Raw genomic sequence first — 17,460 nt, 5'->3', positions numbered from 1 at the left:
AGAACAACCCCGGCGCTTTATCTTCAACCCCGCTTATCTACTTGCTCTATGAAGTCACTTCGTTTTCCACTGGTTGCCTCGTTCGTACTGGGCATTGCTCCGTTGGCGCCCACTCTGGCGCAGAATGCCAGCCTACACCCCCGCATCAGCAAGCTGGCCGAGAATACCGAGCAGGAGGTTATTGGCTGGCGCCGCGACCTGCACGAACACCCCGAGCTGGGCAATCAGGAAAACCGTACCGCGGCCCTAGTAGCCGAGCAGCTTAAAAAACTGGGTATTGAAGTGCAAACCGGCGTGGCGCGCACCGGCGTGGTAGGCATCCTGCGCGGCGGCAAGCCCGGCCGGGTGGTGGCCCTGCGGGCCGATATGGATGCCCTGCCCGTAACGGAAGCCACCAATCTGCCTTTCGCCTCCAAAGCCACTGCCACCTACAACGGCCAGCAGGTAGGCGTAATGCACGCCTGCGGGCACGATACCCACGTAGCCATGCTGCTTGGCGCCGCCGAGGTGCTCAGCAAAATGCGGAAAGACCTACCGGGTACCGTCAAATTTATCTTCCAGCCGGCCGAGGAAGGCTCCCTGCCCGGCGAGGAAGGAGGCGCCCGCCTGATGGTGAAGGAAGGGGTGCTGACCAACCCCACCGTAGATGCCATTTTCGGGGTGCACATCAATGCCCAAACCGAAGTGGGTACCCTGAAATACCGCCCCGAGGGCACCATGGCCAGCTCCGATGTCTTCAAGATTACGGTGAAAGGCAAATCGGCGCACGGGGCGTATCCCTGGCTGAGCGTAGACCCGGTGGTTACCGCCGCCCAGATTATCACCGGCCTGCAAACCATCATCAGCCGGCAAACGGAGCTGACGGAAGATGCCGCTGTACTCACGGTGGGTATGGTGCACGGTGGCGTGCGCAACAACATTATTCCCGAACAGGTAGAGCTTACCGGCACCATCCGTACCCTGAACAAGGATATGCAGCAGAAAATATGGGCGGCGGTGCGGCGCACGGCTACCAACATTGCGGAAAGCGCCGGGGCCACGGCCGAGGTAGAAATTGAAAACTACGCGCCCGTTACGTTCAACAACCCGCGCCTGATGGAGCAAATGCTGCCTTCCCTGCGGCAGGTAGCCGGCCCCGAGCACGTAGTGCTGCAAAAGGCCGTAACCGGGGCCGAGGACTTTGCCTTCTATCAGGAGAAAGTGCCCGGCCTGTTTGTGTTTGTGGGCGGCATGCCCAAAGGAAAAAAGCCCTCAGAAACCGCGCCGCACCATACGTCCGGCTTCTTTATTGATGAAAGCGGCCTCACGCTGGGCGTAAAAGCCCTAGCTACCCTGGCCTCTGATTACCTCACCTCCAAGAAATAGGCGGCCCGCGCGGTGTCGCACCGTTTTATATATAATCGCTCATGCACCTTGCCCTAGTAACCTGCGCCAGCAAAGCGCATTACGCCGCCGATACAGTTGAAGACGAAGACCTGCTGCTGGAGCGCGACCTGCGCGCCCGGGGCCACCAGGTAAGCGTGGTGGTCTGGTCGGATGAAACCGTAGCCTGGGGCCAGTATGAGGCCGTGGTGCTAAAGTCGCCGTGGGACTATTTTGACCGGGTGGCGGAGTTTTATCAGTGGCTGAACCGCCTGGAGGCCGAAGGAATTCCGCTGCTGAACCCCGTGGCTACCGTGCGCTGGAACGCCGATAAGCGGTACTTGCTGGAAATGCAGGAAGCCGGCGTGCCCATTGTGCCCACCCGCTGGCTGGCCCGCGGCACCCAGTTTCAACCGGGCACCCTGTTTGCCGGGCTACAAACCGAACAGCTCATTGTAAAGCCGGCCGTGAGCGGTGGCGCTAAAAACACCTTCTCGCTGACCCCGGTGCAGGCTATGGAGCAGGCCGCGCACCTTACGGCGCTGCTGGCCGAAGAAGATTTTCTGGCCCAACCCTTCCTGCCCGAGATTCAAACCGGCGGCGAATGGTCGCTGATTTACCTGGGCGGCCGCTACAGCCATTGCGTACTGAAGCTGCCTAAGTCCGGTGACTTCCGCGTGCAGCACTACCTGGGCGGCAGCATTGCCCCAACCACGCCGCCCGCCGCCGTGCAGCAGGCCGCTGATGCCATTATGCAACGCTTTGGTGCCGGCTGCCTGTACGCCCGCGTAGATGGTGTGGTGGTGAATGGCGAATTCCTGCTGATGGAGCTGGAGCTGATTGAGCCTTTCCTGTACCTGGACTCCGCCTCCGGCTCCTGGACGCGCTACGAGCAGGCGCTGGTGGCGCTGGCGGCTAAAAGCCATTCACCACAAAGCCCCCATCCACACTCAGGCACTGCCCGGTAATGTAGCTGGCGGCCGGCAGGCAGAGGAATGCCACGGCCGCCGCTACTTCGGCGGGTTCGCCAATGCGCTTCATGGGCGTGCGGTCCAGTACCTGCTGCAAATACTCCGGGTTGCCGAGCACACCGGCCGCCAGCGGCGTATGTATGTACCAGGGCGCCACCGCATTTACCCGGATACCATCCGGAGCCCACTCCACCGCCAGGTTGCGGGTAAGCTGCAGCATGGCGGCTTTCGTCATGCCGTAGATGGAGCCGGTGCGCACATGCGTGAGCCCGGCCACCGAGGATACGTTGACAATGCTGGCCCCCGCCGTTTCCCGTAGCAAAGGGTACAGCTCCTGGCACATCCCAAATACTGATTCCAGGTTAGTAGCCATCAGGTACTGATATTCCTCGGGGCTGTAAGCCGCGGTGGGTTTCCGGATGTTGGTGCCCACATTATTCACCAGAATACCGCAGGGTAGTTGAAGGTCGGCCAGAGCCTGCCGCACCTGTGTGCGGCCAGCGGCCGTGCTTACATCGGCGGCTATGCCGTGCGCGGGTAGGCCCTGCGCCTGCCAGGCCTGCACCTGCTGCTGCAGAACGTCCGACTGGCGGGCTACCGCTAACACGGTAGCGCCCAGCTGCATCAACTCTTCCGCAATGGCGGCGCCAATGCCTTTGGAAGCGCCCGTAACTACGGCAACGGTTTTATCTAATTTCCAGCGGTTCAGCATCAGGAGAAAAATAAAGAGAATCGGGAAGTAAACGGTAAAATGACTCTAATAGAATACTTCTTAAAAGGTTACAATTTTATTAAAATAATTAAAAAAATACAAAAATAGCATTATTAGAATTGATGGATAAAAAATAAAATTTTGTCAAAAAAATAGGCTTGATATACAAGATATTGCAAAAAATATCTAGTTTGGCCACCCAATCCGCAAAAGCCTACCTCTCTCGCTGCACGGATTGACTTCTCTATTTTTTCACCACCCCAACCAAACCATTATGCAAAAGAAATACCCAGCAGTAGCACTGCTGGTGCTTGGCAGCGCTATGTTTGCCCAAGCCCAAAATGGTGTTCGTGTTAAGCAGCGCATTGCCTCCGAAGACGGGCAGCCCGAGCTGATCAGCTTTAACGCTGGTCGCGGGTACAAGCTGGCAGAAGCCCAGCAGATGTTCCGGGAGCAGCTGGGCCTGCAGAAGGACGAGGTGCTGGTGCGCAGCCAGGCCGACAAAGACGAGCTTGGTCTCCTCAACGAGCGTTACCAGCAGTACTACAAAGGCATTAAAGTAGAGAATGGTGTTTATCTGCTGCACGCCCGTCAGGGCGAGGTAGAAGCCATCAACGGCAAGCTGGAGCGCATTGGTAAAATCAGCACCACGCCTTCCCTGAGCGAAGCGCAGGCCCTGAGCCGCGCCCTCTCGTTTGTAAGCGCCAAGAAGTACATGTGGCAGGACGATGCCAGCTACCAGCCGAAAGGCGAGCTGGTGATTGTGCGCAGCACCTTGGGTAAAGGCACTACCGGCAAAGCTACCCTGGCTTACAAGTTTGATGTGTACGCCCAGCAGCCCGTGAGCCGCGCTTACATTTATGTAGATGCCCAGTCGGGCGAGGTGATTTCTAAAAACGACATCATCAAGCACACGGCTGCCACGGCTTCCTTCGCTACGGCCTACAGCGGCACCCGCTCCCTGGCCGATGACTATTATAACGGCTCCTACCGTCTGCGCGAAGTAACCCGCGGCCTCGGTATTGAAACCTACAACTGCAAAAAAGGCAGCAGCTACACCGCTGCCGTTGACTTCACCGATGCTGACAACAGCTGGTCGGAGTACAACAACGCCAACTTCGACAACGTAGCCGGCGACGCGCATTTGGGCGCGCAGGCTACCTACGACTACTGGAAGAACGTGCACGGCCGCAACTCTTACGACAACGCCGGCGCCAAAATCAAGAGCTACGTGCACTTCGATGACACCCCCGGCGACGGTGTGGGCTACGAAAATGCGTATTGGAACGGCTCGGTCATGACCTACGGCGACGGCGCCTCGCGCTTCCGCCCCCTGACGGCCATGGACGTGTGCGGCCACGAAATCGGCCACGCCGTGTGCGAAAAAACCGCTAACCTGACGTACTCTAACGAGTCAGGTGCCATGAATGAAGGCTTCTCTGATATCTGGGGCGCTTCCGTAGAAAACTACGCCGTAACTACTTTGGGTGTAGGCTCTTCGGGTGCTCGTGCCAAAAATACCTGGCTCATTGGCGAGGAAATCGACAAGCAGCAGGCGGCTTTGCGCTCCATGAGCGACCCCAACTCGCAAGGCCAACCCGCTTACTATAAAGGCCTGAAGTGGTACACCGGTACTGCCGACAACGGCGGTGTGCATACTAACTCGGGCGTGCTCAACTACTGGTTCTACCTGGTTTCGGTGGGCAAAACCGGCACCAACGAAAAAGGTTTGTCCTTCTCGGTATCGGGTCTGGGCATCACTACGGCCGCTAAAATTGCCTACCGTGCCGAAAGCGTGTACCTGACGGCTTCGTCTAACTACGCTTCCGCTCGTACTTACACCATCAAAGCCGCGCAGGATCTGTACGGTGTAGGTTCTACCCAGGAGCAGTCGGTGACCAATGCCTGGTATGCCGTAGGGGTTGGCGCCGCTTACTCCGGCGGTGGCACTACTCCTCCCCCAACCACGGTTACGTATTGCACTTCCAAGGGCAGCAGCGTGGCTTACGAGTGGATTGACTATGTACAGCTGGGCTCTATCACCCGCTCTTCGTCTAAGGATGCCGGCTACTACAATGGCACGGCCCTGAGCACTACGGTTGCGGCCGGCTCTTCGCAAACCCTGACCATCAGCGGTGGCTTCGCTTCTACGGTGTACACCGAGTACTGGGGTATTTATGTTGACTGGAACCAGGATGGCGACTTCATCGATGCCGGTGAAAAAGTGGATGGCGGCTCGGCTGCTACCAGCGGCAACCTGACCAGCACCTTCACGGTGCCCACCACCGCCAAATCGGGCACAACCCGCATGCGCATTGTCATGAGCGACAACTCGGCTACTACCAGCTGCGGCTCTTACAGCTACGGCGAAACCGAGGACTACTCCCTGAACATCACCGGCGGCACGTTGGCAGCTACGCCAGTAGCCGGCCTGACGACCCTCACCGGCGACAAGCTGAGCAAATCAGGTGCCCGTGGTCTGGAAGTATTCCCGAACCCGGCTTCCGAGTCGCTGCGCCTGGCTCTGCCCGGTGGTGCTAAAGCTACTAACGTGAAAGTAGTAGACCTGCGCGGCGCGGCCGTAGCCGGTGTCCGCTACGATGGCAACGGTGAGCTGAACATCAGCAACCTGGCTAAAGGCATGTATGTAGTAACGGTGAGCGACGGTCAGAAGACCTTCCACCAGCGTTTTGTGAAGCAATAGTCTCCCTCGGGAGAGTAATGCCAACTAAGTAGAAAGGCCCGGCGCATGCGCCGGGCCTTTTTTATTTCACACGCTCTTCCGGTATGCTTGCCATTTTGGGCAGCAAACAGGCAGTTGTTTGTTGAATTTGAAATAAAAGGAAGGCTTCTATAAAAATTTCGATGGATTTTAATCGAATTTTAATGAACCTATTAAAACAATTTCTAAATTGATGGTGCCAAGTAGCAGTATCCCTTTCTTTAGCATGCTGCACTTCGCTCAGACTCTTTTTTTCATCACCCCAACCCCATTTGTATGCAAAAAAAGTACTCGGTAGCTACCCTGCTCATGCTGGGTGGCCTGCTTTCGTTTTCGGCTCAGGCGCAGGATTATTCGCGCGTAAAGCAGCGTATTACTTCGGAAGATGGTCAGCCCGAGCTGATCAGTTTCCGGGCCGGTCGGTCTTATAAAATGAGTGATGCCCAGCAGATGTTCCGCGAGCAGCTGGCTCTCTCCAAAGAAGAATCATTGGTGCGTACCCAGTCTGGCCAGGATGACCTAGGCATGGTGAACGAGCGCTACCAGCAGTATTACAAGGGCATTAAGGTTGAAAATGGCGCTTACCTGCTGCACGCCCGTCAGGGCGATGTGCAGCTGATTAACGGCCGCCTGGTGCGGGGCATGGAGAAAGTGAAGACCACTCCTTCCCTGAGCGAAGAGCAGGCCCTGAACCGGGCCATGGCTTTTGTAGGCGCCAGCAAGTTTATGTGGCAGGATGCCGAGGAAGAAGCCTTCCTCAAAAAGTCCAGCAATGATGCCACCGCCAGCTACAAGCCTAAGGGCGAGCTGGTGATTGTGCGCAACACCCTGGGCAAAGGAGCCGCTGGCAAAGCTACCCTGGCCTACAAGTTTGATGTATACGCCCAGGCCCCCGTAAGCCGCGCATTCCTGTATGTGGATGCCCAATCGGGTGAGGTGATTTCCAAGAACGACATCATCAAGCACGCCGGCGCTACGGCTACTTTTGCTACGGCTTACAGCGGCACCCGCTCGTTTGCCGATGAGCAGGTTTCGGCTACTTCCTACCGGTTGCGCGAGCTGACCCGCGGCCTCGGCATTGAAACCTACAACATGAAGAAGGGCACGCAATATGCGCGCGCCGTCGACTTCATTGATGCCGACAACAACTGGACGGCTGCTGAATACAATAACTCCACGTTCGATAACGTAGCCGGCGACGCGCACTTTGGTGCCCAGGCTACCTACGACTACTGGAAGAACGTGCACGGCCGCAACTCCTACGACAACAAAGGCGCCAAAATCAAGAGCTACGTGCACTATAGCCGCAGCTACGAAAACGCGTACTGGAACGGCTCGGTCATGACCTACGGCGACGGCGCCTCGCGCTTCCGCCCCCTGACGGCCATGGACGTGTGCGGCCACGAGATTGGCCACGCCGTGTGCGAGAATACGGCTAACCTGACGTACTCCTATGAGTCGGGCGCCATGAATGAAGGTTTCTCCGATATCTGGGGTGCCTGCGTAGAGGCTTATGCCGTTTCCAATCTGGGCGCTACGTCCGGTGGCGTAAAAGCGAAGTCCACCTGGCTCATTGGCGAGGAAATCGACAAGCAGCAGGCGGCTTTGCGCTCCATGAGCGACCCCAACTCGCTGGGTCAGCCCGCTTATTACAAGGGTTTGAAATGGTATACCGGCACTTCTGATAACGGTGGTGTACACACCAACTCCGGCGTGCTGAACTACTGGTTCTATCTGATTGCCGATGGCAAAACCGGCACCAACGAAAAGGGCCAGTCCTTCTCCGTAACCGGTCTGGGGATGGATGCGGCGGCCAAAATTGCCTTCCGTGCTGAAAGCGTGTACCTCACGGCTTCCGCTACCTACGCTTCTGCCCGCACCGCCACTATTCAGGCCGCGCAGGATTTGTATGGTGCCGGTTCCGTGCAGGAGCAGTCGGTGACCAATGCCTGGTATGCCGTAGGAGTTGGCTCGGCCGCAGTAGCCAACGTGGCTGCTCCTTCGGGCACTACTGCTATCAACACCGGCTTCACGGTAAACAAAGCGAATGGTGTTGATGTGTTCCCGGTTCCGGCTACCAACGAGCTGACGGTGTCGCTGCGCGGCGCTGGCACCCTGAGCAACGTGCGCGTAATTGATATGCGCGGTGCTACCGTAACCTCGGCCCGCTACAAGGGAGATGGTGTTCTGGACATCAGCACCCTGGCCAAAGGCCTGTACATGGTATCGGCCAGCAACGGGGAGCAAACGTTCCACCAGCGCTTCGTGAAAGAATAGTTTCGGCTGTTACTTCTAAGTAAAAAAGGCCCGTTGCTACTGCAACGGGCCTTTTTTTATATTTCTCCAGCTGAATAATCTATAGCCTAAGGGCGTAGCGCATACTCCAGCTTTAGCTCCAACAGGCCGTAGCCATCATTGTGCTGGGCATTGCCGCTATGGATGGTGCTCACATCATCCAGCTGATCCGTAGAGGTAAAAAAGTATGTAGCTTCCGTAGTAACGTTCACGCGGCGGGATGCCCGCACGGTAAGGCCCAGCCCCACCGGTGCTACAAAAGCCACCGCCGGGTAGTCGTTGCGCTCGGGGCTGAGGAAGGTCGTGCCATTATCCGGGCGGGTGGTGCCTTCGTAGGATTCGGGACTGTAAAGCAGGCCACCCACCCCCAGCCGCAGATACGGTTTCAGCACGGCCGGGCTGCCATGGGAATCGGCAAACTCGCCGTTGTCGCGCAGCAGGCCCAGCCGCACCTGGGCAATAAGCGAAGCATTGCGCCCCCGGAAGGCCAGGTTATTGAACTCGTTGCGGGAAGCCAACCGGTCTTTCGCCCCAATCTGGAAAGCAGAGAATTCGGCCCCCACCTGCAGGCCCGGGTGCCACATGTACAGCACGCCGATGCTGCCGGCGGGCCCGATAAAATTCTGGGACAGGCCGCCCAGATCACCATTGTAAAAAGCCGCGCCACCGCCGGCCGTAAACCGCACCGGGCCCCGGTAGTAGGGGCGGGCCTGAGCATTATAATGACGCTTACTATGCCCCGGGCTTTGGGCATACGCAGTAGAAAGAGGCAATAGAGCGCAGAAAGTGCTGAGTAGCAACAGGGAAATTCTCACAGGCAAAAGGCATGATACTGGCCCGGCATACGCTAGCCGGGCACTGGTCGTTGCCCAACGTTGACCGCCGTGGCTTTATTGGCGGCGGCAACTCCCTGGCGCCGGCTTTCGCCCGTCCGGCTCCTGAAATAGCTACCGGCCTATTTGCCCCGCCTAACCAACAGCATCAGCAAACCGGAGGGTGCAAGCCCTACGTAAAGGCTTATCACCCGTACCATTGCCACGCCTCCACCGGGCTTTTCTCGCTTCTATGTTTGTTTCTTATTCTCGCCTGCGGGCGCTTCGTACCGTTCTGGTTTTACTGCTGACGGGCCTTTTGGCCAATTCCTGCACCAGCTTCCGCACCCGGGATATTCCCTACGTAGCGTCCTCGGCCGCTGACTCTGATGCTGCCCATCAGCAGCTGGATGTGTATGCGCCCCGCAAACAAGGCCCGGCCAAACGCCCCGTGGTGGTCTTTATTCATGGAGGCAACTGGAACAGCGGGAGCAAAAGCCAGTACGGCTTTATTGGCCGCGAGCTGGCCCGGCAGGGCATGGTAGCTGTTATTGTTGATTACCGCCTCTCGCCGGCGGTGCAGGTGCCCGCCATGGCCGCCGACTGCGCCCGGGCCGTGCAATGGACGGTAGCGCACATTGCTGAATACAACGGTGACCCCAACCGCATTTTCCTGATGGGGCACTCCGCGGGCGGCGGACTGGCCGCTTTGCTGGCTACGGATAATACACTGTTTACGCAGCTGGGCTTCCCCACAAACCCGGTGCGCGGCGCCGTGCTGAACGACCCCGCCGGGCTGGATATGTATGACTACCTGAAAAAGATGCAGTACCCCGGCGACCGGCAGTACCTGAAGTCTTTCGGAAATGACCCCGCCGGGTGGCGGCAGGTATCCGCTATGCACCACGTAACGGCTGCCAGCCCGCCTTTTCTGCTGTTTGTGGGCGGCCATACGTATCCTTCTATCCTGCACAGCAGTGAGGCTTTCCGGCAGCGGCTGCAAGAGCTGGGGAAAGCGCCCGGCTATACCCTGCAGCCGGGCAAAAACCATATTCCCATGGTGCTGCAGCTGTTCTGGCACCACAATATTATTTACCGGCAGCTGCGGCCTTTCGTGGGCTTATAGGCCGAGCCGGTAGCCCTACTGGCCCTGAAAGGCACCCAGGGAAGACCATAGTCGTTCAAACTCCGCCTGATAGCGCCGCACAATGTTGCTATCCTCCGTAATCAGCAGGTTTTCATGGTTGTAAAGCGAGGCTGAGCGCGTCCAGTTATAGCTGCCGGTCAGCACGGCGCGGCCATCGGCTACGGCAAACTTGTGGTGCATGTGGTCGGTGGTATTGTCCACGTGAATGGCCACGCCGGCCGCGTGCAGCTGGCGCACATCGGAGCCCCGGTCGAAAAGCTTGTCGTTGTCGGTGAGTAGGCGCAGCTGCACGCCGCGCTGGTGGGCCGCCAGCAGCTCATCGGTTATCCGGTCATCGGAAACGGTAAACACGCACACATCCAGGCGCTGCTCGGCTTCCTTGATAAAGCGCTGAATAGCGCCCACGCAATCATCATCAGGGCTAAAGTATACTTCTGACTGTGGGCTGACATCCTCCGCCGGGGGCAGCAGTAAGGCATTGGCTGCTTCCAACCACTCAATAGCTGCTTTATCGGGCAACGTGTTAAACCGCTCCCGCACTACCGCAAATAGCTGGTGCCGGAACTCCTCCAGGGCCTGACCGTGCGGGCCGTGGGCCGCCAGCTGGGCCCGCAGGTGCCGGGCTTCTTCTGCTGAGAGAGTGTTGTCGGCAAAGGAACGGTGAAACAGCGTGAGCAGATCAGCGGGTGAAGACGGGAGCACGGACATAAGAAATGGAAACGAGGGGCCAAGGCCTAGGCCATAGTTAACTCAGAAAGTGATATTTCAGCCAGTTGAAGTTCCGGTGCCAGAATTTGCTGCGACTCCAGCAGGGCGGCGGCGTACGGCTCGTGCAGAATGCGGCGGGGCGGACCATCGGGGCACAGCTCGGCGTCCCAGAGACCAGACCGGTGCCATTCCCGCTCGGGAAAGTCCCAGTCGGGCCGGTCCAGAATGGGGTAGATGCACACGCCCCACAACGGTATGCTCTGCCGGAGGGCTTCGGCGCATTCTTCGGCTACCATCCGGATCCAGTGGGGGCGGTCAAGGCCGGGATGGCTGGTTTCGGAGAGCACCAGGGGCCGGCCGTAGCGGGCGTGGGCCTGCCCCAGCAGGTAATGAAGGGGGCGCCAGCGCGCATCGTAGGGCTCATTTACCCAGCCCAGCCGGTGGTTGGTATGCGAGTCCCACTGGTTATCGTAGTAGAAGTTCAGACCCAGGATGTCCAGATATTCCGGCCGGCCGCCCAGCTCGGGGCACATGCGGCCGGTGAGCATATCCATGGCCTGGTACTGCGACTCGTGTATTTCCCGGGCCCGGCGCAGGTCCTGGCGGGTGGCATTCAGGGGCGGCACCACGTTTACCAGCGGCTCGGTGGTCAGAATCCGGATGGAAGGGTCGGCTTCCCGCAGGGCCGCCACGCCTTCAATGTAGGCGCGCATCAGCCCGTATTTCACTTCCCAACCCTGGCCCACGCAATACGGGGAAGTGCCGCGCGCATCGCCGCCCAGCCAGGACATAAAGCTCACTTCGTTAATAGGCGTTACAATCAACTCGCCCTCGGGCCGCTGGCTGCGGTAGAAGGCCACAAAAGCCCGGCACAGGTGGGCAAAGCGCCGCGCAAACAAGGGGTGCAGGGGCGTCAGGTCGTCGGGGTAACCAAAGTGGCACAAGTCCCAGATCTGCTGAATATGCTGGTGGCGGCCGGCTTCCAGCAGGTGCTGCACCGTGCTCCAGTCGTAGGTATACGGGGTTTTTTCTACCTGGCTCCAGCGGATGCCTTCCCGCACCGTGCGAATACCGAAGGGGGCCAGCTGCTGGTAATCCTCATTAATCAGCTGCAGGTGCCCGGTGGTAGTCAGGAAGTCGACGCGGTGACCGAAGGCGTTGAGTTGATCGGTGCATTCGTAGCCGCCCATCCAGAAGGATTGAAACGGGCTTCCAGCAAACGTAGATGCAGTCATAGCTTTACTCTAGGTGAACAGAAATGCTGCGCCGGTCAGGCGCGGGCATTAGAGACTATGTACCGGGAAAGAAGCCGGAAGGTTAAACCCGTTCCTATTTCAGAATGCGCCGCCCCCGGGCCGATACAGCTTTGGCCTCCACAAAAATGCGCTTCACAAACGGGTACTGGCCCTTAATGGCATCCTGTAGCTGGTCAATGGCTTCTTCTACTTCCTCGGCGGTCAGGTCGTTCCGGAACTCCACATCCAAGGCCATCATGACATCCTGCGGGCCCAGGTACATGGTGAGGGGAGGCGCAATGTGCTCTACATCGGGCTGGCTGCGGGCAATAACCTGCATGCCCCGCAGGGTTTCCGCATCCACGCCCTCGCCCACCAGCAGGCCTTTGGTGCGGCTTACCAGGAATACGGCCACCAGCATCAGCAGCAAGCCAATGGCAATGGAGGCGGCCCCGTCCAGATAGGGGTTGTTGAGTTGATGCCCCAAAAACACGCCGGCCAGCGCAAACACCAGGCCCAGCAGGGCGGCCAGGTTTTCCATTACAGAGGCAAACACTGCCGGGTCTTTGCTTTGGCGCAGCATTGTCCAGAGCCCGTCGGTGCTGCCGTTGGCAGCCTCTTTCAAGGCACGCACTGCCAGCCAGTAGGCCCAGCCCTCAAAGCCAATAGCCACGCCCAGCACAATGTAGTTCCAGAGCGGGTCGGTGAGGGGCTCGGGGTGCTCAATGTGCTTGATGCCTTCGTAGAAAGACATGCCGCCGCCAATGGCGAAAATCAGTACGGCCACAATCAGGCCCCAGAAATACAGCTCTTTGGAGCGCCCGAAAGGGTGGCGGGCATCGGCCGGTTTCTGACTCTGGTTTACCCCATGGAGCAGCAGCACGGCGTTGCCGCTGTCTACCAGGGAGTGAATACCTTCCGAGAGCATAGCCGAGCTGCGGGTGAAGTAGGCGGCCACAAATTTGCTGAGCGCAATGCCAATGTTAGCAATTAAGCCACCGTAGAGGGCGGTTTTTGAGGAACTGGGGTTGGCCATGGAAGCGGAAAAGTAATGACGCCTGGCTGCGCGCCGCTCCAAAACAAGAGGAGGGAAGGGCAGCCAGCGGGCAGAAAATTACAGGATGAAACAAAAAATAATAGACCAGCAGACGGCAGCCTCCTATTGCAATCAACGGCTCCTTAGCGGGCAATATAGGGTTCAGACCCTAATGTTTTAGCCTCAATAAAGATGCGTTGAAACTCGGGGTGTTGGTCCCGGATGGCGTCCTGCAGGCGCTGCACGCTCTGCTCTACCTCTGCCACTGTCATATCCTGCCGGAACTGAACATCCAGAGCCAGCATGGCATCCTGCGGGCCCAGGTACATAGACAGCGGATTGCGCAGCAGGGTTACATCCGGGTCGGCGGCGGTAAGGTCCCGCAGGCTGGCCAGGGTGGGGGCATCTACTCCTTCACCCACCAGTAGCCCTTTGGTTTCGCGCAGCATAAAAATGGCCATGAAGATGAGCAGCACCCCAATGGCCATAGAGGCCGCACCATCCAGATACACGTTGTTCAGCAGGTGCCCGAAAAAGATACCGGCCAGGGCGATAACCAAACCCAGCAGGGCAGCCAGGTCTTCCAGCAGAATGGCAAAAACGGCGGGGTCGCGGCTGGCCCGCAGGGCTTTCCAGAATCCCTGACTGCCGCGGGTTTTCTGGAATTCGCGGAACGCCATAAAGCAGGCTATTCCCTCAAAAAGCATAGCCAGGCCCAGTACCCAATAGTTCCAGGTAGGGTCGGAGAGGGGAGCAGGCTGTTTGATGTGCTCCCAGCCTTTGTACAGGGATAAGCCGCCACCCACCGAAAACACCAGCACGGCCACAATCACCGTCCAGAAGTACAGCTCCTTGCTATGCCCAAAGGGGTGCCGGGCATCGGGTGGGGCCTCGCTGCGCTTCAGTCCCCACAGAATCAGCAGGCCATTGCCGCTGTCTACCAGGGAGTGAATACCCTCCGAGAGCATGGCCGAGGAGCCGGTGAAAAAGGCCGCTATAAATTTGGAAAGCGCAATGGCCATATTGGCCCCAATGGCCCCATACACGACAAGTCTGGAAGAAGAATTTCCGGCCATTTCACCAAGGTTTGTGTTCACTGGTACGCACCGGCCGGGCCGGAGTTAGAAGATGCCGCGGAATAATGCACCTTTAGCCCACTTTTGCTTTTCTATGTCAGCACCGTTACCCCCCGTTCCTACCTTAAGCCGCCGCCTGGGCCTGGTGCAAGCCACTGCCCTCAACATGATTGACATGGTGGGCATTGGCCCTTTTGTTACGCTGCCGCTGGTGATGGGCCTGATGGGGCCCTACTTTTTGCTGGCCTGGCTGGTAGGGGCCGGGCTGGCCGTGGTAGATGGCCTGATCTGGAGTGAGCTGGGCGCTGCCTACCCGGAAGCCGGCGGCTCCTACCGGTTTCTGAAGCTAGCTTATGGCGAGCATAAATGGGGTCGGCTCATGTCGTTCCTATATGTGTGGCAAACCCTGGTGCAGGCCCCGCTGGTGCTGGCCTCCGGTGCCATTGGCTTTGCGCAGTATTTCGGCTATTTGGTGCCGCTCACGGCCTGGTGGCAGCCCAAGCTGGTGAGCGGCACGGTGGTACTGCTGCTGGTGCTGCTGCTCTACCGCCGCATTGAGGATATTGGCCGCCTGGGCGTGCTGTTGTGGGTGGGCGTGCTGGGCCTGATGGCCTGGCTGATTTTTGGCGGCCTCACGCACGCCACGCATCCGGTGGCCTGGCTGCCGGCCGGAGGGTGGTCGGCGGTGCCGGGTTTGCTGCTCTCGGCGGCTATGGGGCAGGCGGCCGTGAAAACCATTTACAGCTACCTGGGCTACTACAACGTGTGCCACCTGGGCGGCGAGGTGCGCGAGCCGCACAAGCTGATACCGCGCAGCATCTTCCTCAGCATTCTGGGCATTACGGCGCTGTATCTGCTGCTGAACTGGAGCGTGGGCACCGTTATTCCCTGGCAGGAGGCGCAGCATTCGGAGTTTATCGTCAGCACGTTTGTGGAGCGGCTGTACGGGGCCATGGCGGCCAAAGCGGCCACGGCTTTGGTGCTGTGGGTAGCGTTTGCTTCCCTGTTTGCCGTACTGCTGGGGTACTCGCGCATTCCGTACGCCGCCGCTGCCGATGGCGAGTTTCTACCCATCTTCGGGCGCCTGCATCCCACCAAGCAGTTTCCCTACGTTTCGCTGCTGATTCTGGGCGGGTTGGGGTTTGTATTCAGCCTGCTGTTCCGGCTGGCCGAGGTTATCAGCGCCATTCTGGCCATGCGCATTCTGATACAGTTTGTGGGGCAGGCTATTGGCCTGGTGCTGCTGCGCCGCCGACGCGGCACTACGGGGCTGCCCTTCCGCATGCCCTTATACCCTTTGCCCGTGGTACTGGCCATAGTGGTGTGGCTGCTGATTTTCTGGAGCACCGGCCTGCAGCTTATAGCCTCGGCGCTGGCAGTTATAGCCGCGGGCTGCGTGGCTTTTCTGCTGTGGAGCCGCAAGCTGCAGCGCTGGCCCTTCGCGCCGGCTGTAACAAGCGAAAAGGAGAGCTAGAAAAGAATTTATTGTATTTTATTTGTAAAAATTATTACTATCATTATTTTAGTGCTAAGAGTTACTGGAGCTCCTTAGCCTAAAAGCCATGAATGCATTCGATTATCACATTATCACCTTTGTAAACCAGTTTGCCCGCCAATCCGATTTCTTCGACTCGCTGGTGAACCTGTTTGTGTTCAATAACCTGCTGAAGGGGGCATTGTGGCCATGACGTTCTGGTTTCTCTGGTTTTATCAGCACACGCCCAACCGGATATATGTGCGGCAAATGCTGCTGGCCACGCTGGTGGGCGGTTTGCTGGCCATGTTTGTGGCGCGGGTGCTGGTGCACGTGCTGCCCTTCCGGGTGCGGCCCTTGTATAACAAGGAGCTGAAATTTGTAAACCCCATTGCCGACTGGCGCAGCAAAACCTCCTCCTCCTTCAACGATGTAAACTCCATGCCCAGCGACACGGCCACGCTGGTACTGGCCCTTTCCACCGGCATTCTGCTGATTAATCGGCGCATTGGCTTGCTGGTACTGGGCTACGTGGTGCTGTTCGTGTGCCTGCCCCGCATCTATATTGGCGTGCACAACCCCACCGATATCCTGGCGGGTGGTCTTATCGGGGCATCGTGTGTCTGGCTCACTACGCGCCCTTATGTGCTCAATAGGCTATTTGCGCCCATTCTCACCCTGGGCAAGCAGTATCCCAGTATATTCTACGTCGGTTTGTTCGTCATCACCTACCAGGTAGGCGCCATGTTTGAAGAGGTCCGGCAGATTGCCGTTTTCCTCTTTGGCACCCATTAACCCTCCGTTTTTAACCTACAAAAAAGCCCCCGTTTTCACGGAGGCTTTTTTGTGAAGTAACGTGGCTGTAAGAATAATTAGCCCCGGCGCAGTACCTGGGCGGCTTCTTTGGCGAAGTAGGTGAGGATGGCGTCGGCGCCAGCGCGCTTAATGCTCAGCAGCACCTCCATCATGGTTCGCTCACCATCCAGCCAGCCCTGCTGGGCGGCGGCTTTAATCATGGCGTACTCGCCCGATACGTTGTAGGCCGTAACCGGCAGCTGCGTATGGTCGCGCACTTCCCGAATCACGTCCAGGTAGCTCAAGGCGGGCTTAATCATCACCATATCGACGCCTTCCTGCTCGTCCAGGGCCAGCTCGCGCAGGGCCTCGCGGCGGTTGGCGGGGTTCATCTGGTAGGTTTTTTTGTCGCCTTTTTTCGGGGCTGAGTCCAGCGCGTCGCGGAAGGGGCCGTAGAAAGCGGAAGCGTACTTGGCCGTGTAGCTCATGATGCTCACGTTGGTGAAGGCATTGCTGTCGAGCACCTCCCGAATCCAGGCCACGCGGCCATCCATCATATCCGAGGGGCCGATGATATCAGCGCCGGCGCGGGCCTGCGCCAGGGCCATCTGGCCCAGCACTTCCAGAGAAGCATCGTTCAAAATCTCCCCCGACTCGGGGTCTACCACGCCGTCGTGGCCATCGGAAGAGTAGGGGTCCATGGCCACGTCGGTCATCAGCACCACATCCGGGAACTGGCGCTTAATGTCAGCTATGGTTTTCAGGTAGAGGCCTTCGGGGTTAGCTGATTCACGGGCCAGCCGGTCTTTCAGCGCATCGTTGATACCGGGGAATGGGGCGAAGGACTTGATGCCCAGCTCTACGCACTTCCCAATTTCGTCGATAAGCCGGTCGGCGGAGTGCCGGTAGATACCCGGCATGGAATGAATTTCAATCTGCTGATTCTGGCCTTCAATCAGAAAGACCGGGTAAATGAAATCCTGCACCGCCAGGTTGGTCTCCTGGACCATATTGCGGATAACTTCGGACTTACGGTTGCGCCGCGGACGGTGCGAGGGAAGAATAGGCATAGCTACAATCAGAATTGACAACAGAGCAGAACAACGCCGGCAAAG

General features: G+C 58.4%; 15 protein-coding genes. 8 read left to right on the top strand and 7 right to left on the bottom strand.

All coding sequences use genetic code 11. The annotated features are described in order from the left end of the window. Positions 1-48: 48 nt before the first annotated feature. Together PK28_RS00755 and PK28_RS00750 are read left to right on the top strand one after the other, a co-directional pair. A complete protein-coding gene (locus PK28_RS00755) occupies positions 49-1,365 on the top strand; it encodes an amidohydrolase (protein WP_044510434.1) in 1,317 nt (438 codons plus the stop codon). Between the two features lie 41 nt (positions 1,366-1,406). Then, a complete protein-coding gene (locus PK28_RS00750; protein ID WP_044510432.1) occupies positions 1,407-2,330 on the top strand; it encodes an ATP-grasp domain-containing protein in 924 nt (307 codons plus the stop codon). Here PK28_RS00750 and PK28_RS00745 read toward each other — a convergent pair. Next, a complete protein-coding gene (locus PK28_RS00745) occupies positions 2,278-3,045 on the bottom strand; it encodes an SDR family oxidoreductase (protein ID WP_044510429.1) in 768 nt (255 codons plus the stop codon). The two genes, PK28_RS00750 and PK28_RS00745, sit on opposite strands and share 53 nt — an antisense overlap. A gap of 274 nt (positions 3,046-3,319) precedes the next feature. Between PK28_RS00745 and PK28_RS00740 the strand changes: the two genes are divergently transcribed. Further along, complete coding sequence (locus PK28_RS00740) at positions 3,320-5,749, top strand: M4 family metallopeptidase (protein ID WP_044515924.1); 2,430 nt, start codon at positions 3,320-3,322, stop codon at positions 5,747-5,749. Between the two features lie 294 nt (positions 5,750-6,043). Further along, positions 6,044-8,044: a M4 family metallopeptidase gene (locus PK28_RS00735; RefSeq protein ID WP_052430501.1), complete on the top strand. Its 2,001-nt coding sequence runs from the start codon at positions 6,044-6,046 to the stop codon at positions 8,042-8,044. Positions 8,045-8,130: 86 nt separating this feature from the next. On the opposite strand, the gene PK28_RS00730 is transcribed toward PK28_RS00735, so the two are convergent. Next, complete coding sequence (locus PK28_RS00730; protein WP_156126180.1) at positions 8,131-8,835, bottom strand: DUF6089 family protein; 705 nt, start codon at positions 8,833-8,835, stop codon at positions 8,131-8,133. 292 nt (positions 8,836-9,127) lie between these two features. Between PK28_RS00730 and PK28_RS00725 the strand changes: the two genes are divergently transcribed. Beyond that, a complete protein-coding gene (locus PK28_RS00725; protein ID WP_044510426.1) occupies positions 9,128-10,000 on the top strand; it encodes an alpha/beta hydrolase in 873 nt (290 codons plus the stop codon). A 15-nt stretch (positions 10,001-10,015) separates the two neighbouring features. On the opposite strand, the gene PK28_RS00720 is transcribed toward PK28_RS00725, so the two are convergent. From PK28_RS00720 to PK28_RS00705, 4 genes are all read right to left on the bottom strand, one after another. Beyond that, complete coding sequence (locus PK28_RS00720) at positions 10,016-10,729, bottom strand: phospholipase D-like domain-containing protein (protein WP_044510420.1); 714 nt, start codon at positions 10,727-10,729, stop codon at positions 10,016-10,018. 26 nt (positions 10,730-10,755) lie between these two features. Next, the gene (locus PK28_RS00715) at positions 10,756-11,964 is read right to left on the bottom strand and encodes a hypothetical protein (RefSeq protein WP_044510418.1); all 1,209 of its coding nucleotides are present in this window, start codon (positions 11,962-11,964) and stop codon (positions 10,756-10,758) included. Positions 11,965-12,058: 94 nt separating this feature from the next. After that, on the bottom strand, positions 12,059-13,000 hold the full coding sequence (locus PK28_RS00710) for a cation diffusion facilitator family transporter (protein ID WP_044510416.1): 942 nt from the start codon (positions 12,998-13,000) through the stop codon (positions 12,059-12,061). Between the two features lie 143 nt (positions 13,001-13,143). Then, positions 13,144-14,076: a cation diffusion facilitator family transporter gene (locus tag PK28_RS00705; protein WP_044510413.1), complete on the bottom strand. Its 933-nt coding sequence runs from the start codon at positions 14,074-14,076 to the stop codon at positions 13,144-13,146. Between the two features lie 94 nt (positions 14,077-14,170). Between PK28_RS00705 and PK28_RS00700 the strand changes: the two genes are divergently transcribed. The 3 genes from PK28_RS00700 to PK28_RS00695 all read left to right on the top strand — a co-directional run bounded on the left by PK28_RS00700 (position 14,171) and on the right by PK28_RS00695 (position 16,345). Then, positions 14,171-15,550: an APC family permease gene (locus PK28_RS00700; RefSeq protein WP_044510411.1), complete on the top strand. Its 1,380-nt coding sequence runs from the start codon at positions 14,171-14,173 to the stop codon at positions 15,548-15,550. A gap of 88 nt (positions 15,551-15,638) precedes the next feature. Beyond that, positions 15,639-15,764 carry a hypothetical protein gene (locus tag PK28_RS21105; protein WP_262489742.1) on the top strand — a complete coding sequence of 42 codons (126 nt, stop codon included), beginning with the start codon at positions 15,639-15,641 and terminating at the stop codon, positions 15,762-15,764. Then, positions 15,761-16,345 (top strand): phosphatase PAP2 family protein, encoded by a 585-nt coding sequence (locus PK28_RS00695; protein ID WP_048825376.1) that lies wholly within the window; start codon positions 15,761-15,763, stop codon positions 16,343-16,345. Before PK28_RS21105 ends, PK28_RS00695 begins: the two co-directional genes overlap by 4 nt. Positions 16,346-16,422: 77 nt before the next feature. Here PK28_RS00695 and hemB read toward each other — a convergent pair whose 3' ends face one another. Further along, complete coding sequence (gene hemB, locus PK28_RS00690) at positions 16,423-17,415, bottom strand: porphobilinogen synthase (RefSeq protein ID WP_044515916.1); 993 nt, start codon at positions 17,413-17,415, stop codon at positions 16,423-16,425. Between the last annotated feature and the right edge of the window lie 45 nt (positions 17,416-17,460).

Origin of the sequence: Hymenobacter sp. DG25B (assembly GCF_000801315.1) — a bacterium.
Taxonomy (GTDB): Bacteria; Bacteroidota; Bacteroidia; order Cytophagales; family Hymenobacteraceae; genus Hymenobacter.
This window is presented reverse-complemented; position numbering and strand designations above follow the sequence as displayed.